Origin of the sequence: Glaciecola sp. 2405UD65-10 (assembly GCF_048820975.1) — a bacterium.
Taxonomy (GTDB): domain Bacteria; phylum Pseudomonadota; class Gammaproteobacteria; order Enterobacterales; family Alteromonadaceae; genus Glaciecola.
This window is the reverse complement of sequence record NZ_JBMEUF010000003.1, coordinates 22,945-48,095: the sequence shown is the minus strand read 5'-3', so window position 1 is coordinate 48,095 and position 25,151 is coordinate 22,945. Positions and strand designations below refer to the sequence as shown.

Here is a 25,151-nt window from a genome sequence, read left to right as displayed (position 1 = left end):
TTTGTGACCAGTACGCTGTGCGCCAGAAACTTAGCTAAATCGTATAAATCTCGCCAAGTTGTGCGCGATGTAAGCATTGAAGTATCAACAGGACAAATTGTTGGTCTGTTAGGCCCCAATGGTGCAGGTAAAACCACTACTTTTTATATGATAGTGGGTTTAGTACCACTAGATAAAGGCGATATTTTTATTGATCAAATGAACTTAAGCCACCTTCCTATGCACGAGCGTGCAAGAAATGGCATTGGTTATTTACCTCAAGAAGCCTCTATTTTCAGAAAACTCACTGTGTATGAAAATTTAATGGCCATATTGCAAACTCGCAAAGATATTTCAAAAGACCAGCGCGAAGTCATAGCTGATGAACTGCTTGATGATTTTAATATTAATCATATTCGTAACAGCCTTGGCATGAGTTTATCAGGTGGCGAAAGACGCCGCGTTGAAATTGCGCGGGCATTATCAGCTGATCCCAAGTTTATTTTGCTTGATGAACCCTTTGCAGGGGTTGATCCAATATCAGTAAATGACATTAAAAAAATAATTTACCAATTAAAAGAACGTGGCATTGGGGTTTTGATTACTGACCATAATGTAAAGGAAACCCTTGATGTATGTGAGCTTGCGTACATTGTGAGCCATGGAGAATTGATAGCTAGCGGCACGTCTGAAGAAGTTCTTGCTAATCAAACGGTAAGAGATGTTTATCTTGGCGAACAATTTGCATTATAAACCTCTTTTTTTTTCCTAATTAGGGAGTATGATAAGCATTAATGATAGGAATCGCTAGGTAAGGTAGATGTTTTACATACTTGAGATAGGCGCAGTAGAAGGATAGTAATGAAACCCTCGTTACAACTGAAGTTCAGTCAACAATTGACTATGACCCCCCAATTGCAACAAGCTATTAAGCTGCTGCAACTGTCAACACTTGATCTGCAACAAGAAATTCAAGAAGCCATTGAATCCAATCCCCTTTTGGAGACGGTAGAATTAGACTATAGCAATGAAAACGCTGACCGAGGCGAAACGCTCGATTCCCGAACTGACAAAGAACAAGCTTCAGCGAATATAGAAGGCGTAAACGAAGCGAATGCATCTTTAAGTAGTGGCGAAAAAGATGTTCCTGATCCTATGGATGCACATGAAGCACTTGAAAACCGCGATTTACCCAATGATTTACCGCTTGATAGTTCATGGGAAGATTACCTAGGTTCTACATCAGCCCCCACTAAAATGACCGGCTCAAGCCCTGACGACGACTACATATTCCAAGGCGAAACTACCGAAAACATTCAAGACCATTTGCTATGGCAAGCTGAAATGACGCATTTTAGCGATAATGACATGTCAATAGCGATTGCCATAATTGATTCAATTGACGAATCAGGCTATTTAACCAGTTCGTGTGAAAACATATTAGATAGCTTAGATAACGAAGACATTGATTTAGACGAAGTAGAATGCGTACTTAAACGTATTCAACGTTTTGACCCTATTGGTGCAGGCGCACGTTCAGTACAAGAATGCTTATTGGTGCAATTGCAACAATTTGATAACGATACACCATGGCTTGAGCAAGCCCGCTCACTGATTGAAGAACACGCTGACTTATTAAGCAGCAAAGACTACCGTACACTTATGCGTAAAACGCGTTTAAAGGAAGATCAACTGCGTGAAGTCATGCGCTTATTGAAAACCTTGAATCCTCGCCCGGGTAGCGCAGTTTCATCAAGAGAGCCTGAATATGTTATCCCCGATGTTAATGTTTACAAAAATAAAGGCGTGTGGACAGTTGAATTAAACAACGAAGCCCTACCCGCCCTTACCGTAAATGAAACCTACGCGAAACTATCGAAAACCAGTAATTCGAACGATTCGCAATATATAAAGTCTCATTTACAAGAAGCAAAATGGTTTATTAAAAGTTTGGAAAGCAGAAATGAAACCCTTTTGAAGGTGTCGCATTGTATTGTTGCTAAACAACGTGAATTTTTTGAGCAAGGTCCTGAAAAAATGCAGCCCATGGTATTAAACGATGTGGCTGAAATGGTAGACATGCACGAATCAACTATTTCACGTGTTACAACACAAAAGTACATGCACACCCCAAGAGGCATATTTGAGCTTAAGTATTTCTTTTCGTCACACGTATCTACAGAGTCTGGCGAAAATTGTTCTTCTACTGCTATTCGTGCGTTCATCAAAAAATTAGTTGCTGATGAACCATCGAACAAGCCGTTAAGTGATAGCAAGATTGCGCAATTGCTTGCCGATCAGGGCATTAATGTGGCCCGGCGAACAATTGCAAAATACCGGGAATCGTTAAACATTCCCCCTTCTAATCAACGAAAAAGCCTTGTCTAAAAGGCAAAGAGGACCATCAATATGCAAATTAACCTTACCGGTCATCACGTCGAAATCACCGACTCATTGCGCACTTATGTTGACACTAAGTTTGAAAAACTCGAACGACATTTCGACCATATCAATAATGTGCATGTAATACTTAACGTTGAAAAACTTAACCAAAAAGCGGAAGCCACTGTACACATGAGTGGTGGTGAAGTATTTGCTAACTCAGAACACACCGATATGTATGCGGCTATTGATGGCTTAATTGATAAGCTAGATCGCCAAGTTATTAAACACAAAGAAAAACTTAAGCGTCACTAAGCTAACTAACTATGATCATAAATGACATAATTTCACTTGACCGAACTCAATGTTCGGTTGAGTGCCATAGCAAAAAACGAATTTTTGAAAAAATTTCTGAAATTGCTGTATTGCAGTCACCTGAGCTTGACCAAGTAGAAGTGCTTTCAAGTCTATTAGGTCGAGAAAAAATGGGCAGTACTGGTATTGGAAATGGCATTGCTATTCCACATGGCCGAATAAAAGGTCTGAGTCATATGATTGCAGTAATACTCACAACCAATTCTCCAATAGATTTTGACGCAATTGATAGTCAAGCCGTTGATATATTCTTTGCGATTTTAGTGCCCGAAGAACAAACTAGCCAGCACCTTGAGGCTTTATCAGGCATAGCAAAAAAATTAAGCAATAAAGACATTGTAAAAGCAATAAGAAAAGCTGAAAACAAAAACGAAATAGTGGCTGCCCTAGCTTAAGAGTGAAATTGATTCACTACCTGCAAAAAGCACTCTATACTGAAAACACGTAATTTCTCACTCTGCAACACCTTTTATTTAACGCGAGTTTTACACTATGAAATTATTGATCATTAGCGGGCGTTCAGGTTCAGGTAAATCAATTGCACTTCGCGCACTTGAAGATTTAGGCTATTACTGCGTAGATAACATTCCTGTTTCACTGCTGCCCACACTTACCAATACGGTAGTCGAACAACACGAACTTGTTGCCGTAAGTATAGATGTGCGTAACATGCCCGATTCGGAAAATGAAATCACCGAATTGCTAGAATATTTGCCCGAGTTTTGGGACATTACCATTATATTTATTGATGCTAGCGATGATGTATTAATAAAGCGTTATAGCGAAACTCGCCGCTTACATCCCCTTTTCAAACTTAACAATTCACTAGTTGACGCCATTGCAGCTGAACGTGACATTTTAGTGCCAGTGGCCGAAAAAGCCGACCTCCATATAAATACCGATAATTTGTCAGTACATGATTTAGCAGAAACTATTCGTGAACGAGTGCTAGGCAAGAAGAGTTCTGATTTGGTGATTGTGTTCGAATCATTTGGCTTTAAATATGGCTTACCTAAAGACGCCGACTACGTATTTGATGTAAGGTTTTTACCCAATCCTCATTGGGACCCAGATTTACGCCCTTATACGGGTTTAGATAGCCCAGTTGAATTGTTTTTGTCAGGCCAACCTTTAGTGATGAAGCTTATTTGGCAAATCCAAAATTTCATTACCACCTGGCTGCCACATTTGGAAAGGAATAACAGAAGTTATGTAACGGTAGCTATTGGTTGCACGGGCGGCCAGCATCGCTCGGTGTTTGTTTCTCAAGCCTTAAGTGAAGCATTCAAAAAAAGCCACGGTGATGTTCAAGTTAAACATCGAGAGCTTAAGCGAATCAAGAAAGCCCAAGCTGAAAAAGAGGCTATAGAAGAGGCCGCTATTGAAAAAGTTAAGCAGGCTCAAAACAATGAATAAACCGGAGCGTGCAAATGGAATTAGTTAAAACCCTAACCATTATTAATAAATTGGGCTTACACGCGCGCGCCGCAACTAAATTAGTAGAATTGGCGAATCAATACGAAAGTGAAATACTTATAGAGCAAGATGAGCAGTCAGCGCCAGCAAATAGCGTGCTTGCTTTGCTTATGTTAGGAAGCGGAATGGGCAAAGAAGTTACCGTAAAGTGCAAAGGAGATGATGCCCAAGCGGCAATGGACGACATAGAAAACCTAATTGCGAATAAGTTTGATGAAGGCGAATAAGCCTCTGAATTTACAACAATTCATACATTTAATACTAAGATAATGCTATACTTTTGCTAACTCGCTAGCAGAAACACTTGGATACGAGCATGTCGGAAACCATTGAAAACAAGACAACACAAGACAGACTAGCGTCAATTAGTAAATCACTAAACGCCGGCGCATTCGTGCGTGTACGCAAGCTATTGCATGACATCCCCCCCGGTGATACCGCCCTTTTACTTGAATCATCTCCCGCCAAAACGCGTACTGACTTATGGAAAATGCTTGATGCAGATTTTCATGGTGATGTGTTAGAAGAGCTCAGTGAAGATGTAAGAAACGGTATAATAAGCAACATGGTTCCAGCAAGCGTAGTAGACGCGCTTGAAGACATGGATACTGATGATTTAGCCGAAACCTTAAGTACGCTGCCCGAAAACGTTTTAAATAAAATTTTAAAATCGATGGACGCCCAAGACCGCTTACGAGCAGAAAAAGCGTTGTCATACGGGGAAGAAACCGCTGGCTTTATTATGAATACCGACACCATCACTCTGCGAGATGATGTATCGGTTGACGTAGTAATACGCTATTTGCGCTTAAAGCTAGAATTACCAGAAAACACTGACACCCTTTATGTGGTAAACAAACAAGATGCCTTAATAGGCACCGTTTCACTATCAAAACTACTAACCTCCAAACCCGATGTTACCGTTGCGGAAATAATGAATGATGAGCCTGAGGCCATTTTAGTTGATACCCAAGAACGCGAAGTGGCAAGTATGTTTGAACGCTACGACTGGTTATCAGCACCGGTTATAAGCGAAGACGGGACCCTAGTGGGGCGAATTACCATTGATGACGTGGTCGATATTATTCGTGAAGACGCTGAACACTCAATGATGAGCATGGCCGGTTTGGATGATGAAGAAGATACTTTCGCCCCCGTTGGGCAATCAACTAAACGCCGTTCAGTATGGTTAGGTGTAAATTTAATCACCGCCTTATTAGCCGCCGCTGTAAGTGACATGTTTGAAGCAACGTTAAGCCAATTGGCGGTGCTTGCTATTTTAAATACCATTGTACCGAGTATGGGAGGCGTTGCGGGAAACCAAACACTAACCTTGGTTATTCGTGGTATGGCTCTGGGCCATGTTGCTACCACTAATGCCCTATGGTTAGTCAGAAAAGAATTATTTATTGGCTTTTTAAACGGGCTTATTTGGGCGTTTTTAATTGCCTCAGTAATAGCAATTTGGAAACAAGATTACGTGCTTGGCGGCGTAATTGCGTTCGCCATGATGATAAATATGATTGCCGCAGGTTTAGCGGGTGCAACCTTGCCTATTATTATGAAGAAGCTGAAGATTGACCCAGCGCTAGCCGGTAGTGTGATATTAACCACTATTACCGACGTGGTGGGTATATTTGCATTTTTAGGAACAGCAACGCTGTTCCTAATTTAACATTGCTTAGTCTTCTATTTGTTGGCGCTTGAGCCAGTCATGCAAATGGCTTACGTCTTGTTCAATCGCCATTTCGAGTTGCTCTAGCCAATCGTGAACGTTTTCCCACCACGCTGGGTGATCACCCTGTTGCATCATATTAGCGGTGCTTTGTACTCTTGTTAAACCTACGCTGCCTGCAGCCCCTTTAATTTTGTGCGCTTGTGAGCAAACATCGTCTTTATCATCTGCCGCTAACGATACTTTAAGCGCTTCCATGTACTCAGGGATTTTCTCTTCAAAGACTCTTAAGCTTGCTTCAACCATGCCCTCACCAATAGTTTCTATCAACATAGACAGCAAGTCCATATCGAGCACTTTTTGCGTAGTCTCTTCTATGACAATTGCAGAAGTCTGCTTTTTGGGCTTTTCTTCTTCCACTAGGTTGTCATTCGCAAAAAGCTCGTTGAATACTTGAATGATGCGGCTTTTTTTAACCGGTTTAGCAATAACATCGTCCATGCCGTTTTGTAAGTATTCTTCACGCTTTTTAATTACATTGGCGGTAAGCGCCACTATAGGTGTTCCTAGCACTAAATCTTGCTCTAGCAAAGTTCGTGCTACATCAAAACCGGTCATATCGGGCAATTGAATATCAAGCAGTATCAGATCGTAGTTGTACTCGGTCGCCATATCTATGGCTTCTTGTCCCGTCATAGCAACTGAAACATGCTGTCCTAACTTCTCAAGTAGCGCTTTGGCTACCATTACGTTTAGCTCAATGTCTTCTACTAACAATATGTTTAGGTCTTTAACACGCAACTCTTCCACATCAGGAGCTTGATGAGTAATGTTAACTGGCAAGGTAATTTCAAAACAGGTGCCTTGATGTAGCTCACTGTTAACCTTAATATCACCTTTCATTTTATCAACCATTTGCTTACAAATAGCCAAACCAATGCCTGTTCCAGTAGCTGATTGAAAATCACTACGCTGAACTTGGTAGTACATCGCAAAAATCTTGTCGAGTTGGTCTTTATCAATCCCTATTCCGGTATCTTGGATGGTGAAGATAATATCAGCTTGAGTAGTGCTATGAATTTTTGATGACATAGTTAATGACACCGAGCCTTCTTGCGTAAACTTTACCGCATTAAATAACATATTCCAAAGTACTTGGCGTAAGCGCGTGCCGTCAGCTTCAAAGGCCACTGGCACTGGTTCAACAATTTGGCAGTTAAATGCTAAGCCTTTATCTGCCGCCAGTAATTTAATAATACTGCCAATTTCATTTACGAAGTTTGTGGTATTTACGGTTTTATACTGAATTTCAACTTTATTACGATCAAGCTTGTCTAAGTCTATTATGTCGTTAAAAATGTTGCCCAAGGTAATAGCACTTGCATATATGGTGCTTACCCATTCAAACTGCTCAGCATTAAGCTTTGTATCGCGCAGCATTCTTGATAAACCCACTATACCGTTTAGTGGCGTTCTTAGTTCGTGGCTTATGGTAGCAATAAATTTAGTCTTATCTTTACTGGCTTGCTCAATGCTTAATTGCGATTGCTTACGCTCAGTCATATCACGGCCAAATGCCAATATTCCTAAGCGATTCCCCTCATGATCAAAGAATGGAACTTTACGCATTTCAAAATATTTACGGCTACCATCAGCAAACTTTAACCATAAGTCTTCAGTAATAGAAACGTTCGTTTCAAGAATTTCTAAGTCAGACGCAGCTACTTGCCTTGCTAACTCTTCGTCGTAAACTTCGTGCGCGGTCAAACCTAACAATTCTTCTTCGGTTTTACCCGTAAGTGCTTCTGCAACCTTATTACAACCCGCAAAGCGCCCTTCTTCGTTGCGATAATAAATAAGGTCTGGAGAGGCATCAATAATAGAGCGCGTTAAGGTAGATAGCCTTCGTGCTTGCAGTTCTTGCTCTGACTTTTCTTTCATTTCTTGTTCAAGCTTTGCAAACATTGCTTCACGCTCTAGCTGTGCATTTTTACGCTGATCTATTTCATAATTAAGCTGGCGAATGTTATTTTGTAATTCGCGGTTAAGAATTACGTCATGGCGACGAAGCCTTTCTAGCTGGCTAACGGCTTCTTCTAGGTTAATTCGGCTATGCTCAAGCTGTTTAATAAGTTCACTGAAAAAGTATAACACCCAAGGTGCGCTAATCATGGTAAGCACTACAGCGCTTATGAGGTCATCAAGTTCAATATCTTTACCTAGGCTTAAACGCACAACGTAAGAGCCGCTAATAGTAAACAGAAGCGTAAATATAACGAATAAGATACTGACTTTAATTGGCCCAATTTTATCAACAAACTGAGCGAACTTAATGGCCCACGACTCGGGCGGTGTTTTGATTAACATGCAATGACCATAATAGAAATGACAAAAGGTAGACGCAAGATACTAGCAAGAATGCAAATGGGGTAACAGTAGTAACAAAGAAATATCTATAAACAACAATAGTTATGCGCTAAATACGTTTAAAATTTCAATAGTTTGTGGAATAAAGTTGCCACAACAACCTTTATTCACAAATAATTAACTTTCAGCGTCAAAAAATAGGCGTACAATGGGTAAAAGACGTAATTTATATTTAGATAGAAAACAACAGCTTAACTATTATTGATTTGATGAATACACATATTATTCTAAGTGATAATTGATTTTTACGTGATAAATAGGTATTTTCACCCTCCCGCTTAGTGGAATGAATAAAAATTCGATACGCAACAGTATCCTCAGTTTACCAACGACAGAAAGCAGAATTTAGTGTGTCTCCTCTTAATACCCAATAGAGGTATAAAGGTGGCACCGAGTATAGTACCAACACATACAATAATTAAAAAGTTGGGCTAGAAACACAATTTCGTTTAATCAATGCTTCACACTATTGAAGTTATGTTCTTATTACATTAATAGGGCGCAATGTGCGAGTTGTTTCACAACACTCGCCAAGGAGTAATGTATGGGTTTGTATCATTCATCTGATTCAAAAGACAACTGTGGTTTTGGCTTAATTGCTCACACAGAAGGCGAATCAAGCCACCAATTAGTGATTACCGCAATTGAAGGTTTGGATCGCATGCAACACCGCGGTGGTGTGGCTTCTGATGGTAAAACCGGTGACGGTTGTGGTTTATTACTGCAAAAACCTGATTCGTTTTTTCGCAAAGTAGCGCAAGATAAAGGCTGGCAGTTAAATACTAACTACGCTGTGGGCATGATATTTTTGTCACAAGACCCAGTTAAAGCCGAAGCCTCTCGTAAGGTACTTAATGAAGAATTAGAAAAAGAAACCTTAACCGTTGTTGGCTGGCGCGAAGTGCCGGTTGACCACAGCGTATTAGGTGACTTAGCAAAAACTGGCGTCCCTCAAATTGAACAGGTGTTTGTAAATGCACCTAAAGGTTGGATTTCACCTGATATTGAGCGCCGCTTATATATGGCTCGTCGCCGTGCTGAAAAACGCACTATGGAAGATGAAGATTTTTACGTAGCGTGTTTGTCAAACTACGTAACTATATATAAAGGCTTGGTAATGCCACGAGATTTAACTAAGTTTTATCTTGATTTGGCAAACGAAGACTTAACGTCATCTATTTGTGTATTTCACCAACGTTTCTCAACCAATACATTACCTAAATGGCCATTAGCTCAGCCATTTAGATTTTTAGCTCATAATGGTGAAATAAACACCATTAAAGCAAACCGTGAGTGGGCAATTGCCCGTACCTCTAAATTTGCGACTCCGCTTATTCCTGATTTGATGCAAGCGGCACCATTTGTAAATACCCATGGCTCTGACTCAAGTTCACTTGATAACATGCTAGAGCTATTCTTAGCTGGTGGCATGGATCTATTCAGAGCAATGCGATTGCTTGTTCCGCCTGCGTATCAAAACAACAATACGATGGATCCTAATTTACGTGCATTTTATGAGTTCAACTCAATGCACATGGAACCGTGGGATGGCCCTGCAGGCATTGTTATGACCAACGGCCGCCATGTAGCATGTAACCTTGATAGAAACGGTTTGCGCCCTGCACGCTACGTAATTACCAAAAATGGTTTTATTACACTCGCTTCTGAAATAGGTATTTGGGATTATTCTGAGCAAGACGTAATTGAAAAAGGCCGAGTAGGCCCCGGTGAAATGCTGGCAGTAGATACACATACTGGCAAAATTTGGCGTTCAACCGAAATTGATGAAGAACTGAAATCACAACATCCATATGCCGAATGGTTAAAATCCCATATTGCGCGATTAAAACCTATTCAAGAATGCGATGCTGAATTTGTAGGTAAGCGTGCTTTTGATGACAAACGTATGGCAACTTACCACAAGCTATTTAACTATAGTTATGAAGAAATTCAACAAGTTGTAAAAGTGCTGGCAAAAGACGGCCAAGAAGCAGTGGGCTCCATGGGTGATGATACGCCTATGGCGGTTATGTCATCTAAACTTCGCACTGTTTACGATTATTTCCGCCAGCAGTTTGCACAGGTAACTAACCCCCCTATAGATTCGCTTCGTGAAAATCATGTTATGTCATTGGCGACCTGTATTGGCCGCGAACAAAACGTATTTAATGAAACCAGTGGTTATGCTCACCGCGTGTTATTTGAATCACCAGTATTAGTGTATACCGATTTAAAACAGCTAAAAGAGTTTAATCAGAAGTGGTATCACAATGAGCAAATAGATATTAACTATTCGCCATCAGAAGGCTTAGAAGCGGCCATTGCGCGTATATGTGAAGAAGCGGTTGATGCGGTTCGCAACAGAAACGCAGCGTTTGTGATTTTATCTGATCGCAACATTACGCCCGAAACCTTGCCTATTCCAGCTGCTATGGCAGTAGGCGCGGTACAAAAACGCCTTGTGAATGAACAGCTTCGTTGTGATGCAAACATTGTAGTAGAGACAGCATCGGCACGTGACCCGCATCACTTTGCCGTACTCATTGGTTTAGGCGCAACGGCTATTTATCCATTTTTAGCTTACGAAACAATAGAGCAACTGGTTGATAAGAGCGACCTTGACCTTACGCCTATGGAAGCCATGGTTAATTACCGTAAAGGAATTAACAAAGGCTTGTTTAAAATTATGTCGAAAATGGGCATAAGCACCGTTGCTAGTTACAGAAGCTCTAAACTATTTGAAGCCGTTGGCATAAACAGCGCCGTAATGGATACTTGTTTTGCTGGCATTCCTAGCCGCATTCAAGGTACAAGTTTTGAAGATTTCGAACAAGACATCATTAACTCGGCTCGAGTAGCGTGGCTAGCTCGTAAGTCTATGTCACATGGTGGCTTACTAAAATACGTACATGGCGGCGAGTATCATGCTTACAACCCTGATGTAGTGAGTTCATTACAACGGGCAGTAGTAAGCGGGGATTACACCGATTACAAAGTATTTTCTGATTTAGTTAATGGTAGAAACCCAAGCCATTTGCGTGATTTGATGCAAATTAAAACCGGTGATGCCATAAGTATTGACGAAGTTGAAGGCGAAGAAACCTTATTCCCTCGCTTTGATACCGCAGCTATGTCAATTGGAGCATTAAGCCCGGAAGCGCACGAAGCCCTAGCGATTGCTATGAACCGCTTAGGTGGGCAATCAAATTCAGGTGAAGGCGGTGAAGATCCTAAACGCTTTAACACTGAAAAGAATTCTAAAATTAAGCAGGTTGCTTCAGGTAGATTTGGCGTAACACCACACTACTTAGTAAATGCTAACGTAATTCAGATAAAAGTTGCACAAGGTGCGAAGCCCGGTGAAGGTGGCCAGTTACCGGGTGATAAGGTAAATCAGTATATTGCTGAGTTGCGCTTCTCAGTGCCTGGTGTAACGCTAATTTCACCACCGCCGCATCATGATATTTATTCAATTGAAGATTTGGCTCAGCTAATTTTTGACTTAAAACAAGTTAACCCTACTGCGCTAATTTCAGTAAAATTAGTATCAGAACCTGGTGTAGGTACCATTGCTACGGGTGTAGCAAAAGCTTATGCTGATTTAATTACCGTGTCAGGTTACGATGGCGGAACCGGCGCTAGCCCACTTACTTCAGTTAAGTACGCAGGTAGCCCTTTTGAATTAGGTTTGGCAGAAACGCAACAAGCCCTAGTTGAAAATGGTTTGCGTCACAAAGTACGTGTACAAACCGATGGTGGCTTAAAAACAGGCTTAGATGTTGTAAAAGCCGGTATTTTGGGCGCAGAAAGCTTTGGCTTTGGTACAGGTCCTATGGTGGCACTTGGTTGTAAATACTTACGTATTTGTCACTTAAATAACTGTGCAACAGGCGTAGCAACTCAAGATGAAAGCTTACGCGATAACTACTTCATTGGTTTACCTGAAATGGTAATGAACTACTTTAAGTTTGTGGCCCAAGAAGTTCGCGAAATTATGGCCAGTATGGGCATAAGCCGTTTCCAAGATTTAGTAGGCCGCACGGAACTACTTACCTTACTTGACGGCCAAACTGCCAAGCAGAATAAATTAGACTTATCTCCATTGCTTGAGAAGTCATCAGCTGGGTCACACACTCAGTTATTCTGCTCAGAAACAACTAATGCGCCAATTGATAAAGGCGAGCTAAACCAACGCATGGTAACTGACTGCGAAGGTGCTGTTATGGCACGTAAGAGCAAGCAATTAAGCTACTCGGTGCGCAACACTGACCGTTCAGTAGGTGCAACCTTATCGGGCTTTATTGCCCAGCGTTATGGCAACCATGGTTTTGAACACAGCCCAATTAAAGTGAAGCTTACAGGAACAGTTGGCCAAAGCTTTGGTGTGTGGAACGCAGGTGGTTTGGAAATGACCTTAATAGGTGACGCAAACGATTATGTGGGTAAAGGCATGACAGGCGGACGTTTAGTGATTCATCCTCCGCGTGGCGTTAGCTTTGATACTCACAACAGTGCCATAATGGGTAACACCTGTTTATACGGTGCCACCGGCGGTAAACTTTACGCCGCAGGCCGCGCAGGCGAACGTTTCGCTGTAAGAAACTCGGGTGCCATTGCCGTTATTGAAGGCGCTGGCGATAACGCTTGTGAATACATGACTGGCGGTATTGTTGCTATTTTAGGTAGTGTAGGCGTTAACTTTGGTGCAGGTATGACAGGCGGTTTCGCATACTTATATGATGAGTTTGGTGATATTGCTGAACGCATTAATGGCGAACTTGTTGAAGCGTTAGATATTACAGATAAAGTAATATTGTCTGAGCATTTGCGCGGTTTAATCAACTCGCATTATGAATTAACCGGTAGTGCACACTCGCTGAATTTACTGACTAACTTTGCTGAAGAGCTTAAACGCTTCCGCTTAGTTAAACCAAAAACCAGTGACGTGAAAAATTTGTTAGGCCATATAAGCCGTTCAAGCGCAGAATTGCGCGTTCAAGCACAATAAAGGCGTATAAGGTCTAGGAGAATATAGAAAAATGGCAAAGAATGTATATCAATTTGTTGACGTAGAACGCATTGACCCGCCTAAAAAGCCAATAATTATGCGAACAGAAGAGTTTGGTGAAATTTACCAACCCATGACTGATTCGCAAGCGGAAGGGCAAGCCGATCGTTGTTTAGATTGCGGTAACCCTTATTGTGAATGGAAATGTCCTGTACATAACTTTATTCCGCAATGGTTAGCCCTTGCTAATGAAGGCAAAATTTTAGAAGCAGCCGAGCTATCCCATAAAACCAATAGTTTGCCAGAAGTGTGCGGCCGCGTGTGCCCACAAGACAGGCTATGTGAAGGCGCTTGTACGCTAAATGATGACTTTGGTGCGGTAACCATTGGTAGTATTGAAAAATACATTACCGATACCGCATTTGAAATGGGATGGCGTCCAGATATGTCGGACGTGGTTTGGAATGATAAAAAAGTAGCCATTATAGGTGCCGGCCCAGCGGGTTTAGCCTGTGCTGATATTCTAGTGAGAAATGGCGTTAAGCCTGTTGTTTTTGATAAATACGAAGAAATTGGCGGCTTACTTACATTTGGGATCCCATCATTTAAGTTAGAAAAAGATGTAATTCGATTGCGTCGTAAAATATTCACTGAAATGGGTATTGAGTTTAAGCTTAATACTGATATTGGTAAGGATATCCCTTTTCAAAAAGTGCTAGATGATTACGAGTGTGTTTTCTTAGGAATGGGCACGTACAAGGCTATGCAAGGTGGGTTCGCACACGAAGATGCTCCAGGTGTATATGAAGCACTTCCGTTTTTAGTGGCGAATACTAACCGCGTAATGGGCCTTGAGAAATCGGCTGACGACTTTATTGATATGAAAGGCAAAAAGGTGGTTGTACTCGGTGGTGGTGATACCACCATGGATTGCGTACGTACCTCTATTCGCCAAGGCGCAGAAAGCGTGGTTTGTGCGTATCGTAGAGATGAAGAAAGCATGCCGGGTTCACGCCGCGAAGTAGTTAATGCGCGTGAAGAAGGCGTTGAGTTTGAATTTAACATTCAGCCTATAGATATTGCAGTTGATGAAAACGGTAAAACGATTGGTATTCGCATGGTGCGAACAGAAATGGGTGAGCCTGACTTGGCTGGCCGCCGCCGCCCTGTTGAAATAGCTGGATCAGAGCATGTTATGCCTGCCGATGCGGTAATTATTGCCTTTGGATTCCAGCCTAGCCCAGCGCCATGGTTTGGTGAGTTTGGCATTATGCTTGACGAAAAAGGCCGCGTTCGTGCACCGTCGCAAGGCGCTTACCCTTTCCAAACGAGCAACCCAAAAGTGTTCTCGGGCGGTGATATGGTAAGAGGATCTGACTTGGTGGTAACCGCCATTGATGAAGGCCGCCGCGCTGCAGAAGGTATTTTAGACTACCTTAATGTTTAAAGTATACATTAACTCTGCATCAAGGCAGGGTTAACTTAGTACATAAAAAAGCCACTACCCTAGGTAGTGGCTTTTTTTTTGCAGCAATCACTCTTAAAGGTATTTTTAACAATACTTGATAGCTAATTTACAAACCCTTCCCACCCATTATCCAGTGTATTTTCACACTTTAAAAATAAACTAGTTACTACTTACTTTATACCTAATTAGCTGGCCGGAGATTTCACATGTTGCCATTGTTCAAAGCGCTACAAACTAAACATTTAGCATTACTTACAGTAGTAGCCACATTTACAAGCACACAGCTTATTGCTGCGCCAAAGAGTCAAAGTATTAGCACTTACAAAAAATCCGACGCTTGCCCCGCCAAATTTTATGACGTGTCGCTACCTGAAAACGGCAAACTTTGTCAGGTGTTTGCCGCTGATTTGCCAGCATCACTTACCCTTTTTGTACCGCAAGCTCCTACCGAAGTATTGAGCTATTACACGCAAGGCACCAAGCAATTCACCAGTAGCGAGCAAATTAAAAAGCGCTATGTGCTGCGCTCTATTGATAGTAGCACTACGTTAATTATTTCTAAGGATGGACAAGGCAGCCAAGTAGATATATTGGTAACTTCGTTACATAAAAGCTAATAAAGTCATAGTATTAAGAAGTAATTTTATAAATTACATTGTGCCAATCCTTTGTTTGGCACAGCCTTTGCAAAACTCCCTTCACAAGCCCTAGCGGCAATGTTTAATCTTTAAACAATCTAGCAAACCTTTTTCAAATAGATTGTTTGTTACCAATTAGATGTGGAGTAAGTATGGAAATCGCGATTATATTAATGGCCCTGTTAATTTGTATATCAGTTATTGCTATTAAATTTAACCAAGACAAAATAGAGTTTCCGTTTCATGTTAAAACCCAAATGTTTACGGCTGCAGAGCGCCAGTTTTTGGGGCTTATTGAACATGCTGTGGCAGGGGAATTTAGAGTATTATGCCGTGTAAGATTGTCAGACATATTGAGCCTGCGTAAAGATACCGACGGCAAAATAGCTAAAAGTGCCATAATACGAGCCGGTGCCAAGCAGTTAGATTTTGTATTATGTAACAAAGATGACATGACACCTATTATGGCAATTGATTTAGTATATGGCAGTGGTAAGAATGGCCACAACACTCAGCGTGATTTCTTTGTAAATGGAGCTCTTGAAACGGCTTCTATTCCCCACGTTAGAATTAAAGCGCGTTCGGGCTATACCGTTGCCGAAATACAAGAGTGTATAGAGTCTAAGCTTGTGCCACTGCGTCGCCGCCAAGGTAAAACCCCTTTTGCTGCCAACCAAGCGCCGCGTCCAAGCATTATCAAGCACACTAAGCGCCCTACTCGCCCATTGAGTGCAGCACGAAATATTCCTAATAATCACGCTGCTGCGTAAATGCCTAGGCTGCAAACTAGCTAAACCAAGCTAATTTACGCTAAAACTTTGATTTTATTAGATGAGCGCCTAAAATGGCGCTCATCTTGTTTTATCCCTCAATAAAATTAAATAATTAAAAGGCCAAACTATGAATATTGTTATTATTGGCGCTATGGAAGAAGAGATAACTCTTCTAAAAGCACAAATTTCAGACTTAAGCACTCAACAAGTTGCTCACCTAAGCGTATTTTGCGGCAATATAGGCCCTCATCAAATTCAACTAGTGCAGTGCGGAATTGGTAAAGTGGCCTCGGCTGCAGCAACTGCATTACTTATTCAAGCCTTTTCGCCTGATGCCGTTATTAACACCGGCTCTGCAGGTGGGTTTGATCCTGAACTAGAAATTGGCGATGTGGTTATAGCAACAGAGCTTTTACATCATGACGTAAACGTAACGCATTTTGGCTACGAACTAGGCCAAGTGCCTCAAATGCCTCATTACTATAACAGTGACGAAAAGTTAGTTAAGCTAGCCCAGGCCGCTATTGGCAAGCTTGACGGCGTAAAAGTAAAAAGCGGATTAGTATGCAGTGGTGATAGCTTTATTGGCAGTGATGAAGCAGCGCAAGAAATTAAAACGCTATTCCCTGAAATGAAGGCTGTTGAAATGGAAGGTGCAGCTATTGGCCAAGTATGCCATTTAATGAACACCCCTTTTGTTGTAATTCGCAGTTTGTCAGACATTGCAGGCAAAACCTCAACTATGTCATTTGACGCCTATTTGGATATTGCCGCGAAAAACTCAGCAAATTTAGTACTTGATATCATTAAACAACTGTAGGCTTTAATAAAACTGTGATGACATGGATTAACACGATTTCAGTTAATGAGCCATTAGCTAGCATTTTAGCCGTTTTAGTGGCTCTTCTACTTGAACGTTTCATTCCTATATCCAGTGGCGTTAATCCTCTTTCAATGTACCGTTTTATTTGCCAGCGTATGGCAAATAAAGTGCTTAAAACAAACTATTCAAAGCAACAAGCGCTTATATCGGGTAGTTTAGGGCTTATTGTATTAGTTACGCCCACTGTACTTATTAGCTTTTTAATATATGAGTTTGCAAGTTATCAGTGGTTATTAGATGTGTTTGTTTTATGGATTTTGCTGCAATTTACCACCCAAACCAAAATATTTAGCGCAACTATTAAAGCGGCAGCCAGTAACAAAACCTTGTTGGCAAAGTCTTTACTGCAAAGCGTAATGCTACGAGACACGCAATTACTATCGGAAATTGGGATATTTAAAGCATGTATTGAAGGTTTATTTTTAAGATATGCCTACCAATATGTAACGGTTATCTTTTGCTATTTTTTAGGCGGGCCTATATTGGCCTTGAGCTATAGGCTTTGTTATGAGGCAAATCATGCTTGGAGTCCAAAGCTTAAAGGCTTCTCAAATTTTGGAAAACTTGCCAGTTATGTTTGTTCCTTGTTTCAATTTATTCCGTCGGCATTATTAAGCATTAGTTTTATGCTAACAACTTCACCTTTCTTAGCTTTAAAAGCCTTAGTGAGTTCACAATACTGGACACTCTATTTGCGCAGTGTTCAGCTCTTGTTGTTGTTTTCTGTGGCGCAAGTTATGCAAGTGAAAACCGCTGGGCCGGTTATGTATTCTCAACAAAAAGTAAGGCGGCAGCGACTGGAAGGCACAAAAGCTAAGCATGGTAATTTTGAAGCAAAGGAACCTTCTGCAAAAACATACAATACACTTATGAATTTAATATTCCGCCATATTATTATTTGTACTAGCGTGATGCTGGTGCTAGTTTCACTTAGCTTTTCGGTTTTAGCTAATACGCCTGAGCTTGGCCCATCAAAGAGTAGGACGGCTCATGAACAGCGCATTATTACATTGAGCCCGCATTTAACCGAACTGGTATATTCACTTAACAAAGGCCAAGCGATTGTTGGCGTGAGTGACTACAGTGACTACCCCAAAGCGGCATTGTCGTTGCCTAGAGTAGCCAGTTATCAAGGTGCAAATTTAGCCCAAATTGCGCGCTTAAAGCCAAGCCACGTATTAGTTTGGCGCGGCGGCAACAAAGATGCTGACATCCAAAAACTGATTGCAATGGGGTTTAATGTTTATCAATCAAGCATTAAGCATCCAAGCGATCTTGTAAGTGAAATTAGCAATATTGGCAAATTTCTAGATGCAACTGAACGTGCTAATCAACTTGCAAATCAACTTAGCGCCAAAATAACACAAATTAAACAAGCTTATTCGCAGCGTAGTTTGACTACCTTATATTATTTAAACCAGTATCCTTTAATGGGCCTAGGCAATGACCCTTGGTTAAATAGCTTATTGCAATTATGCGGCTTACATAATATTTATGAGGATAGTTTATCAGCCTACCCACAATTACAAGTAAGCGACATATTACGTAAGCAACCGGCCCTGCTTATAGCCGCTGATGGCTCAAACCAAGCGCAGATAAACACATTTTGGGGGAAGCATGCGAGTGTGTTCGAAGGAAAGTATATAAGTGCTAACCCCGATGCTTTGCATCGATTTACGATCAGGGCCTTAAATGAAATGGAAAGAGTATGTGAAGAAGCGTACAAATAAAATAGCCCTACTCAAAAAACGTTAAGAAGGGCCTTGGTTTTCTATTTTAAAGTAATGCGAGCAAATTTACGTTTACCTACTTGATAAACCGCTTCACCCGCTTGTGAAATTAACATGCGCGTATCAGCTACCTTTTCACCATCAATTTTAACCGCACCTTGCTTAATCATACGCATAGCGTCGGAAGTAGAACCCACTAACTCCGCTTGCTTAAGTAAGTTACCAATCGCAACGCCTTCACTTGGCAATTCAATTTCAAGTTCAGGCATGTCATCGGGTATTGCGTTCTTCTGGAAGCGCTGAATAAAATCTTGATGCGCTGCTTCGGCATCGGCTTCACTATGGAAGCGAGCAATAATTTCTTTGGCTAGAAGAATCTTAACATCGCGCGGGTTTGCGCCATCATCAACCGAAGCTTTTAATTCAGCAATGGTATCTATAGGCTTAAAGCTAAGTAAGTCATAGTAGCGCCACATTAAGTCATCAGAAATAGACATAATTTTACCAAACATCTCATTTGGTGCGTCAGTTATGCCTATGTAGTTGTTTAATGATTTAGACATTTTTTGCACGCCATCTAAACCTTCAAGCAAGGGCATCATTAGTACGGTTTGTTGCGCTTGCCCTTGTGATTTTTGTAACTCACGGCCCATTAATAAGTTAAAGCGTTGGTCTGTGCCTCCTAGCTCAACGTCTGACTCCAAAGCAACTGAATCCCAACCTTGCACAAGTGGATATAAAAACTCATGAATAGCAATGGGTTGGCCATTAGCATAACGCTTTTTGAAGTCATCACGCTCTAACATACGCGCTACTGTTTGGCTTGCCGCAAGTTTTATCATGCCAGCAGCGCCCAACTCATTCATCCATTCACTGTTAAAGCGAATGGTGGTTTTTGCAGGGTCTAATATTTTAAATACTTGATCTTGGTATGTTTGTGCGTTTTCGAGCACTTGCTCTTTAGTAAGAGGCTTTCGCGTAACATTTTTACCCGTTGGATCACCAATTAATCCGGTAAAGTCCCCTATCAAGAAAATAACCTCGTGGCCTAATTGCTGAAAGGTTCTTAGTTTATTTATTAAAACTGTATGGCCTAAGTGTAGGTCTGGTGCGGTTGGATCAAAGCCCGCTTTAATTTTTAGCGCTTTGCCCTTTTTAAGTCGTTCAATGAGTTCTTCTTCTATTAGAATTTCATCTGAACCGCGTTTAATCTCAGCAAATGCTGATTCCCAACTTGTCATTTTTACACCTTAATGAACGTCGACCCACCTTACCGCGTGAGTAAGATAAATACTTAATTTTGTAATATTTTTTTATGTCAGAACAGCGCTATGATGAATATATTACTTTGCTACAACTTTAGTATAAAGAACTAAAGTGAACCTTTTAACTGGAATACTGACTAAAATCGTTATATTCTGCTATTTGATAAGCAAATATTTTTGCCCGATTATTTTACGAGTGTATGGTAGTTAATACAAGAAACATGAACGCAAGAGTGAAGAAAAGCATAAAAAGTTTACCTAAACAACACCGCATTATTGTAGTGGGCATCGCCTTTTTGTTGTTTACCGTGTTATTTTGGCCAATGGATAGCGTGAAAGCTTCACGAAGCGCTAATCCTGTCGAGCTAGTGCCCGGCGTAAAATACAGCGCCCCCATGCCCGATTTCTCGTTTGATGCCGCCATTGATATTGATGATAGCGACGCAATCGATTTTGTTACCCACAAAGTTAAATCAGGTGACAATCTTGCCCTTATTTTTAAGCGTTTTAATTTAAGCCCTATTACTACTTTAAAAGTCAGTAAAGCAGGAGAGTTTGCAAAACGTTTACTCAAAATGAAGCCTGGCGATACGCTTTATTTACATATAAATGAAAACAAGCAATTAGTTAGCCTTCAATATCCTATTAGCTCAACAGAAACCTTATTGATTTCTGCCCAAGATGAAAACTACATAAGTAGCATCGATACAAAACAAATTGAGTCAACTCTTCGATATGCGCAAGGCGAAATCCAATCAAGTTTTTGGAACGCAGGTGTTGAAGCAGGCTTGAGCGACAATCAAATTATGGAATTGGCCGGAATATTCGGTTGGGATATTGACTTCGCCCAAGAGATACGAAGTGGCGATACATTCAACATGGTTTATGAAGCCCTATACGCTGACGGCGAATTCATTGGCTTTGGCAATATTATTTCAGCTGAATTTGTTAACCAAAAAGAAGTATTCACGGCCGTACGTTACACTGACGGCCGCTACTACACCCCCGATGGCACCAGTATGCGTAAAAGCTTTTTGCGTGCGCCTATTAACTTCAAATATGTAAGTTCTAGCTTTAACCCTAGGCGCTTTCACCCCGTGCAAAAGCGAATTAAGCCCCACCGTGGCGTGGATTATGTTGCTCGTGTAGGTACGCCAGTAATGGCTGCGGGTGACGGTAAAGTAATTAAAGCGGGTTATGATAAATACAATGGCCATCATGTATTTGTGCAACATGGCGAGCGTTATACTACCAAATACCTGCATTTTACCAAGCGAGCTGTACGCAAAGGGCAAACCGTAAAACAAGGGCAAACCTTAGGTTACTTAGGCTCTAGCGGCATGGTTACCGGCGCACACTTGCATTATGAATTTTTAGTAGATGGCGTACATAGAAACCCTCGAACGGTTTCATTGCCTAAAGCTGAGCCTATTGATTCATCTGACAAAGCCGCTTTTATGCTGATTGCTGAACAACAAGTGGCTCTTTTGGGTAACCACAAACGCATAATGTTGGCCATGAACTAGGTAAAGCTGGCGTTTGCAGCCTTCGCTGCAATGACGGGTGTAGCGGAGTTTGCAGCCTTCGCTGCAATGACGGGTATGGCTACAATGACTCGTGTGGTGCTGCGTAGTGAATTCATTTAGTGGTCGCACTATATTTTTACCGCGATATAATGCCCAGCTTTTAATACACTCGAGTTTTTATTATGAGCGGCAAGCTAAGAAGTAACATTTCTGTTGGATTAAATGTCAGTATTGTCTTAAAGCAAGACCAACGAAGCGGCAGGTTAACCGAAGGCGTAGTGGCTAAAATCTTAACTAATTCTCCGAATCATCCTCATGGCATTAAAGTTAAATTAGAAGATGGCCAAGTGGGTCGCGTAAAAGAAATTCACGAATAAACATGCGTTTATTAGATTCAACAAAACACCCCGACGTAAAAAACAACTTTTCTCATTGTATTACTCGAATAGCTACTCGCGGCATTGTGGTTAGAGGTAGCCATATTTTACTGCTTTATACTCAGCGATATCACGATTATAGCCTTCCCGGCGGAGGTGTTGATGCAGGTGAAGATTTTATTTGTGCGCTAAAACGAGAACTAAAAGAAGAAACCGGCGCGCAAAACGTGAGGAATATAAAAGAGTTTGGTTTGTACGAAGAATACCGGCCTTGGTATAAAGATAATGCCGATGTTCTTTATATGAAGTCATATTGTTATGTATGCGATATTGACGAACACTTGTCTGAGCCGGAATTAGAGTCATACGAAGTTCAAAACGGTATGGTGGCAAAGTGGATGGATATTCATCAGGCCATTGCTCACAACGAACACACAATAGCGAATAGCCACAAAAAAGGCATGTCTATTGAGCGCGAAACCTTTTTGTTAAAACGGATAGTAAAAGAGTTTGGTTTATAGCCCGCTGATTTGTGTAAAAGCTTGAAAGCGTTTGTACTATGCTGCGTAGGCTTGGTGTTGAACGGGCGAAAAATTGCGTGTGGCTAAGCTTAACTTTTCTAAGCATGCAAGCCACGCATATTGCTGACTCAGCATATCTTGCTCTTGCGCAAATCCCGACTGGCATAAATGAATGCTTGTAGTGCTGTTAGGAAGTGTATTAAAGGTCACATCGACCTTCGTAATATCATTGGTATCATCCCAGCGCCATGTAAAGCTCAAGCGCTCGTTGGGTACAATTTCTTGGTAAGTACCCATAATAGTTTGTTGAAATCCATCAGGGCCAACCAATACCGTTCTGTATTGCCCGCCTTCTGTAAAACTTAACATCATTTGAGAGACCATCAAGTTTCCTGGAGCAAACCATTTAGACAGTATGTCGGGTTCACTAAAGGCTTGATAAACCGTAGCTACATCTGAGTTTAAATAACCTTTTAATGTGAAGTCATACATACTTATCAGCCTTTTTTCTTTTTACTTCGTTGAATATTATCTATCGGCACTGGCCCAAACTTCATGACAGATTTTTATACTTTAGGCGCAACTTAAAGCTCAATTCCTTGAAGCTTAAAGGAAAAAAATCCCGCTATGGCTTTCACACCTTAGGCATTTAAAAACTCAGTCATCCCTTGGTTAAACAATCGTAACCAAGGCCCACTAAGCTGTCCTTTGTAATTTTTATTGATCGCAATAACAGCCTCAACTTCACTCAATGGCTCACTACTATCGCTAGCGGAACTAATTAAGTCTAAATAACGGTCTAAAATAGAGAGAAGCTTGGCTCCCTCACAAATCTCAGGCCCTTTAATTCCCAGCGGGTAGCCACTACCATCCATATTTTCATGATGTTGCATAATAATCTTTCTTGCTTCGTCCCACACGGTTAAATGCTCAATTAAACGAGTGCTTTTGTACACGTGGGAGCGTATAAGGTTTTGCTCAATAGAGCTCAACGCTTCTGATTTATTGACTAATTCATCAGGCATGAATGCCATACCAAAATCATGTACATAACACGCCACCGCTAATTGAGATTCATCAATAGGGTTTTCATGTAAGCTATTAATGTATAAAGCTAAGGCCGCTATTTTGTCACCGCGCCCCTCATTGTATCCGGCGCGCTTTTCTATTGGCCGCATAAGGTCTCTGAAAAAAAGCAAATCAGTTTGTTGATTTTCAGGTATATTTTTTGGAATACCCGTTTTACCTAAACCCACTTTAGTACCGCTATTTACGCGGGCTTGTGGCTCTTCCCCACTAAGCGCTGAAATAGCGTCCTGAAATAATCCATCGTGCTCTTCAACATTGTGTGGCGTTAATTGTTTAATCACAACAATAGTATTTTCAATCGCAACATCGTCATATTCAACCTGCCCATCTTTAATGCAGGTGTCTACAAATACTGATACTTTGTCTAAAAGCAACAGAACTAGGTCGCTCATCAGACTTGAATATGGCAGTTCGCCTTTGCGAAGCATATCTAGAATATCTTCCAATGATTGTAAAACCAAAATCATTGGCACAAAGCTAACCAAGCCAAGGTCACCTTTAATAGTATGCACGTTGCGAAACAAACTTCGTTGCAATTCGTTGTCAGAGGGCTTTATTTCAAGTTCAATTAGCGTTTGTTCGCTCGCTTCATACAACTCAACAATTTCTTCTTTTAGGTCTTGAAGAATGTCATCGTAAGCATCTTCTGGTTTAAATAGCGCCATAGTTGTTTGCTTTAACCGTAGTGAGGTTCAGAGTAATGTCATGTTATCGGCACTAACTTAGGTATTCTGAGGACTTCGCGACCTTTTGATTATATTTAACGCTTTGTATTTAAAGCTTAGTAGGTATAATTGGTCACCTTAGGTTTATTAAGGAAATGGTGTGTTAGCAATTATACGTTTTGTGGTCTTGTTAGGGTATTTCATTCTGATAAATACTTTTCTTCTAATAGTTTTTATTATCAGGCCTTTACATCGAAATAATGTAAATTTAGCGGGTAAAGTGTATTCAACCATGTCACGCATTGTAGGCGTAAAATTGGTATACCGCTGTTCAAAAAATATTAAGCCCAATGAATCGTATGTATATATTGCGAACCATCAAAATTCGTATGATTTAATGACCGTAAGCCATGCGGCTGAGCCTGGGGTAGTAACCATGGGCAAAAAAAGCCTGAAATGGATCCCCATTTTCGGGCTCATTTATTGGCTATCAGGCAACATACTGATTGACCGTAAAAATACAGGCAGAGCTCGCGATACCCTTAGTGCCACTGGCAAAACGATGAAAAAGCGAAATTTGTCGATTTGGATATTCCCCGAGGGTACCCGAAGCCGTGGAAAAGGCATACAGCCTTTCAAAACTGGCGCTTTTAGGCTTGCCTTATCGGAAAAGAAAAAGATTGTACCTGTAGTATGTAGCGATATTACAAACGGAAAAATTAAGTTTAATCGCTGGAATAATGGAATCGTTATTATTGAAACATTAGATCCAGTATCGATTGACCCACAAGCACACGCCAAACATCTTGCTGAACAATTTAAGCAAGATATGGAAATTACATTTAAAAGAATTAGCGAAGAAGCCGAGCGCTTGAGCGAAAAAAAATAGGAACA

General features: G+C 41.0%; 21 protein-coding genes. 17 read left to right on the top strand and 4 right to left on the bottom strand.

Features of this window, described 5'->3' with window-relative positions; all coding sequences use genetic code 11:
• Positions 1 to 3 precede the first annotated feature (3 nt).
• From lptB to mgtE, 7 genes are all read left to right on the top strand, one after another.
• Positions 4 to 732, top strand: coding sequence for an LPS export ABC transporter ATP-binding protein (gene lptB, locus ACOI22_RS15440; protein ID WP_420673033.1), 729 nt, complete (start codon positions 4 to 6; stop codon positions 730 to 732).
• A gap of 108 nt (positions 733 to 840) precedes the next feature.
• Entirely contained in the window at positions 841 to 2,367 is a 1,527-nt protein-coding gene (locus ACOI22_RS15435) for an RNA polymerase factor sigma-54 (RefSeq protein ID WP_420673032.1), read from the top strand.
• 21 nt (positions 2,368 to 2,388) lie between these two features.
• The gene (gene hpf, locus ACOI22_RS15430) at positions 2,389 to 2,676 is read left to right on the top strand and encodes a ribosome hibernation promoting factor (RefSeq protein ID WP_420673031.1); all 288 of its coding nucleotides are present in this window, start codon (positions 2,389 to 2,391) and stop codon (positions 2,674 to 2,676) included.
• An 11-nt stretch (positions 2,677 to 2,687) separates the two neighbouring features.
• A complete protein-coding gene (gene ptsN / locus ACOI22_RS15425; protein ID WP_420673030.1) occupies positions 2,688 to 3,131 on the top strand; it encodes a PTS IIA-like nitrogen regulatory protein PtsN in 444 nt (147 codons plus the stop codon).
• 97 nt (positions 3,132 to 3,228) lie between these two features.
• On the top strand, positions 3,229 to 4,152 hold the full coding sequence (gene rapZ, locus ACOI22_RS15420; RefSeq protein WP_420673029.1) for an RNase adapter RapZ: 924 nt from the start codon (positions 3,229 to 3,231) through the stop codon (positions 4,150 to 4,152).
• Positions 4,153 to 4,166: 14 nt separating this feature from the next.
• Positions 4,167 to 4,439, top strand: coding sequence for an HPr family phosphocarrier protein (locus ACOI22_RS15415; RefSeq protein ID WP_420673028.1), 273 nt, complete (start codon positions 4,167 to 4,169; stop codon positions 4,437 to 4,439).
• Between the two features lie 89 nt (positions 4,440 to 4,528).
• On the top strand, positions 4,529 to 5,887 hold the full coding sequence (gene mgtE / locus ACOI22_RS15410; RefSeq protein ID WP_420673027.1) for a magnesium transporter: 1,359 nt from the start codon (positions 4,529 to 4,531) through the stop codon (positions 5,885 to 5,887).
• A 6-nt stretch (positions 5,888 to 5,893) separates the two neighbouring features.
• On the opposite strand, the gene arcB is transcribed toward mgtE, so the two are convergent.
• The gene (arcB, locus tag ACOI22_RS15405; RefSeq protein ID WP_420673026.1) at positions 5,894 to 8,254 is read right to left on the bottom strand and encodes an aerobic respiration two-component sensor histidine kinase ArcB; all 2,361 of its coding nucleotides are present in this window, start codon (positions 8,252 to 8,254) and stop codon (positions 5,894 to 5,896) included.
• A 604-nt stretch (positions 8,255 to 8,858) separates the two neighbouring features.
• On the opposite strand from arcB, the gene gltB reads away from it, so the two are divergent.
• The 6 genes from gltB (at position 8,859) to ACOI22_RS15375 (ending at position 18,814) form a co-directional block, all read left to right on the top strand.
• Complete coding sequence (gene gltB / locus ACOI22_RS15400) at positions 8,859 to 13,322, top strand: glutamate synthase large subunit (protein WP_420673025.1); 4,464 nt, start codon at positions 8,859 to 8,861, stop codon at positions 13,320 to 13,322.
• 31 nt (positions 13,323 to 13,353) lie between these two features.
• On the top strand, positions 13,354 to 14,769 hold the full coding sequence (locus ACOI22_RS15395; protein WP_420673024.1) for an FAD-dependent oxidoreductase: 1,416 nt from the start codon (positions 13,354 to 13,356) through the stop codon (positions 14,767 to 14,769).
• A 227-nt stretch (positions 14,770 to 14,996) separates the two neighbouring features.
• On the top strand, positions 14,997 to 15,407 hold the full coding sequence (locus ACOI22_RS15390; RefSeq protein ID WP_420673023.1) for a hypothetical protein: 411 nt from the start codon (positions 14,997 to 14,999) through the stop codon (positions 15,405 to 15,407).
• A 173-nt stretch (positions 15,408 to 15,580) separates the two neighbouring features.
• Positions 15,581 to 16,198 (top strand): DUF2726 domain-containing protein, encoded by a 618-nt coding sequence (locus ACOI22_RS15385; protein ID WP_420673022.1) that lies wholly within the window; start codon positions 15,581 to 15,583, stop codon positions 16,196 to 16,198.
• A gap of 130 nt (positions 16,199 to 16,328) precedes the next feature.
• Positions 16,329 to 17,021, top strand: coding sequence for a 5'-methylthioadenosine/adenosylhomocysteine nucleosidase (locus ACOI22_RS15380; protein ID WP_420673021.1), 693 nt, complete (start codon positions 16,329 to 16,331; stop codon positions 17,019 to 17,021).
• A gap of 17 nt (positions 17,022 to 17,038) precedes the next feature.
• Entirely contained in the window at positions 17,039 to 18,814 is a 1,776-nt protein-coding gene (locus ACOI22_RS15375; RefSeq protein ID WP_420673279.1) for a helical backbone metal receptor, read from the top strand.
• A 41-nt stretch (positions 18,815 to 18,855) separates the two neighbouring features.
• On the opposite strand, the gene tyrS is transcribed toward ACOI22_RS15375, so the two are convergent.
• Positions 18,856 to 20,055: a tyrosine--tRNA ligase gene (gene tyrS, locus ACOI22_RS15370; protein ID WP_420673020.1), complete on the bottom strand. Its 1,200-nt coding sequence runs from the start codon at positions 20,053 to 20,055 to the stop codon at positions 18,856 to 18,858.
• Between the two features lie 224 nt (positions 20,056 to 20,279).
• Between tyrS and ACOI22_RS15365 the strand changes: the two genes are divergently transcribed.
• From ACOI22_RS15365 to ACOI22_RS15355, 3 genes are all read left to right on the top strand, one after another.
• Entirely contained in the window at positions 20,280 to 21,605 is a 1,326-nt protein-coding gene (locus ACOI22_RS15365) for an OapA family protein (protein ID WP_420673019.1), read from the top strand.
• Positions 21,606 to 21,787: 182 nt separating this feature from the next.
• A complete protein-coding gene (locus tag ACOI22_RS15360; RefSeq protein ID WP_420673018.1) occupies positions 21,788 to 21,982 on the top strand; it encodes a YwbE family protein in 195 nt (64 codons plus the stop codon).
• A 2-nt stretch (positions 21,983 to 21,984) separates the two neighbouring features.
• Positions 21,985 to 22,503, top strand: coding sequence for an NUDIX hydrolase (locus ACOI22_RS15355; protein WP_420673017.1), 519 nt, complete (start codon positions 21,985 to 21,987; stop codon positions 22,501 to 22,503).
• Between the two features lie 36 nt (positions 22,504 to 22,539).
• Here ACOI22_RS15355 and ACOI22_RS15350 read toward each other — a convergent pair whose 3' ends face one another.
• Entirely contained in the window at positions 22,540 to 22,995 is a 456-nt protein-coding gene (locus ACOI22_RS15350; RefSeq protein WP_420673016.1) for an SRPBCC family protein, read from the bottom strand.
• 149 nt (positions 22,996 to 23,144) lie between these two features.
• Positions 23,145 to 24,257 (bottom strand): HD domain-containing phosphohydrolase, encoded by a 1,113-nt coding sequence (locus ACOI22_RS15345; RefSeq protein ID WP_420673015.1) that lies wholly within the window; start codon positions 24,255 to 24,257, stop codon positions 23,145 to 23,147.
• Between the two features lie 292 nt (positions 24,258 to 24,549).
• Here ACOI22_RS15345 and ACOI22_RS15340 point away from each other — a divergent pair, with 292 nt between their 5' ends.
• Positions 24,550 to 25,146, top strand: coding sequence for a 1-acylglycerol-3-phosphate O-acyltransferase (locus tag ACOI22_RS15340; RefSeq protein WP_420673014.1), 597 nt, complete (start codon positions 24,550 to 24,552; stop codon positions 25,144 to 25,146).
• Positions 25,147 to 25,151 lie beyond the last annotated feature (5 nt).

Excerpts from the sequence above, each read along its gene's own strand:
- ACOI22_RS15435 (WP_420673032.1), top strand. The coding sequence starts at position 841 with ATGAAACCCTCGTTACAACTGAAGTTCAGTCAACAATTGACTATGACC.
- ACOI22_RS15360 (WP_420673018.1), top strand. The coding sequence starts at position 21,788 with ATGAGCGGCAAGCTAAGAAGTAACATTTCTGTTGGATTAAATGTCAGT.
- ACOI22_RS15390 (WP_420673023.1), top strand. The coding sequence starts at position 14,997 with ATGTTGCCATTGTTCAAAGCGCTACAAACTAAACATTTAGCATTACTT.
- rapZ (WP_420673029.1), top strand. The coding sequence starts at position 3,229 with ATGAAATTATTGATCATTAGCGGGCGTTCAGGTTCAGGTAAATCAATT.
- ACOI22_RS15395 (WP_420673024.1), top strand. The coding sequence starts at position 13,354 with ATGGCAAAGAATGTATATCAATTTGTTGACGTAGAACGCATTGACCCG.
- ACOI22_RS15365 (WP_420673019.1), top strand. The coding sequence starts at position 20,280 with ATGGTAGTTAATACAAGAAACATGAACGCAAGAGTGAAGAAAAGCATA.
- hpf (WP_420673031.1), top strand. The coding sequence starts at position 2,389 with ATGCAAATTAACCTTACCGGTCATCACGTCGAAATCACCGACTCATTG.
- ACOI22_RS15345 (WP_420673015.1), bottom strand. The coding sequence starts at position 24,257 with ATGGCGCTATTTAAACCAGAAGATGCTTACGATGACATTCTTCAAGAC.
- ACOI22_RS15375 (WP_420673279.1), top strand. The coding sequence starts at position 17,039 with ATGACATGGATTAACACGATTTCAGTTAATGAGCCATTAGCTAGCATT.
- tyrS (WP_420673020.1), bottom strand. The coding sequence starts at position 20,055 with ATGACAAGTTGGGAATCAGCATTTGCTGAGATTAAACGCGGTTCAGAT.
- gltB (WP_420673025.1), top strand. The coding sequence starts at position 8,859 with ATGGGTTTGTATCATTCATCTGATTCAAAAGACAACTGTGGTTTTGGC.
- ACOI22_RS15355 (WP_420673017.1), top strand. The coding sequence starts at position 21,985 with ATGCGTTTATTAGATTCAACAAAACACCCCGACGTAAAAAACAACTTT.
- ACOI22_RS15380 (WP_420673021.1), top strand. The coding sequence starts at position 16,329 with ATGAATATTGTTATTATTGGCGCTATGGAAGAAGAGATAACTCTTCTA.
- ACOI22_RS15340 (WP_420673014.1), top strand. The coding sequence starts at position 24,550 with ATGTCACGCATTGTAGGCGTAAAATTGGTATACCGCTGTTCAAAAAAT.
- arcB (WP_420673026.1), bottom strand. The coding sequence starts at position 8,254 with ATGTTAATCAAAACACCGCCCGAGTCGTGGGCCATTAAGTTCGCTCAG.
- ACOI22_RS15385 (WP_420673022.1), top strand. The coding sequence starts at position 15,581 with ATGGAAATCGCGATTATATTAATGGCCCTGTTAATTTGTATATCAGTT.
- ACOI22_RS15350 (WP_420673016.1), bottom strand. The coding sequence starts at position 22,995 with ATGTATGACTTCACATTAAAAGGTTATTTAAACTCAGATGTAGCTACG.
- mgtE (WP_420673027.1), top strand. The coding sequence starts at position 4,529 with ATGTCGGAAACCATTGAAAACAAGACAACACAAGACAGACTAGCGTCA.
- ACOI22_RS15415 (WP_420673028.1), top strand. The coding sequence starts at position 4,167 with ATGGAATTAGTTAAAACCCTAACCATTATTAATAAATTGGGCTTACAC.
- ptsN (WP_420673030.1), top strand. The coding sequence starts at position 2,688 with ATGATCATAAATGACATAATTTCACTTGACCGAACTCAATGTTCGGTT.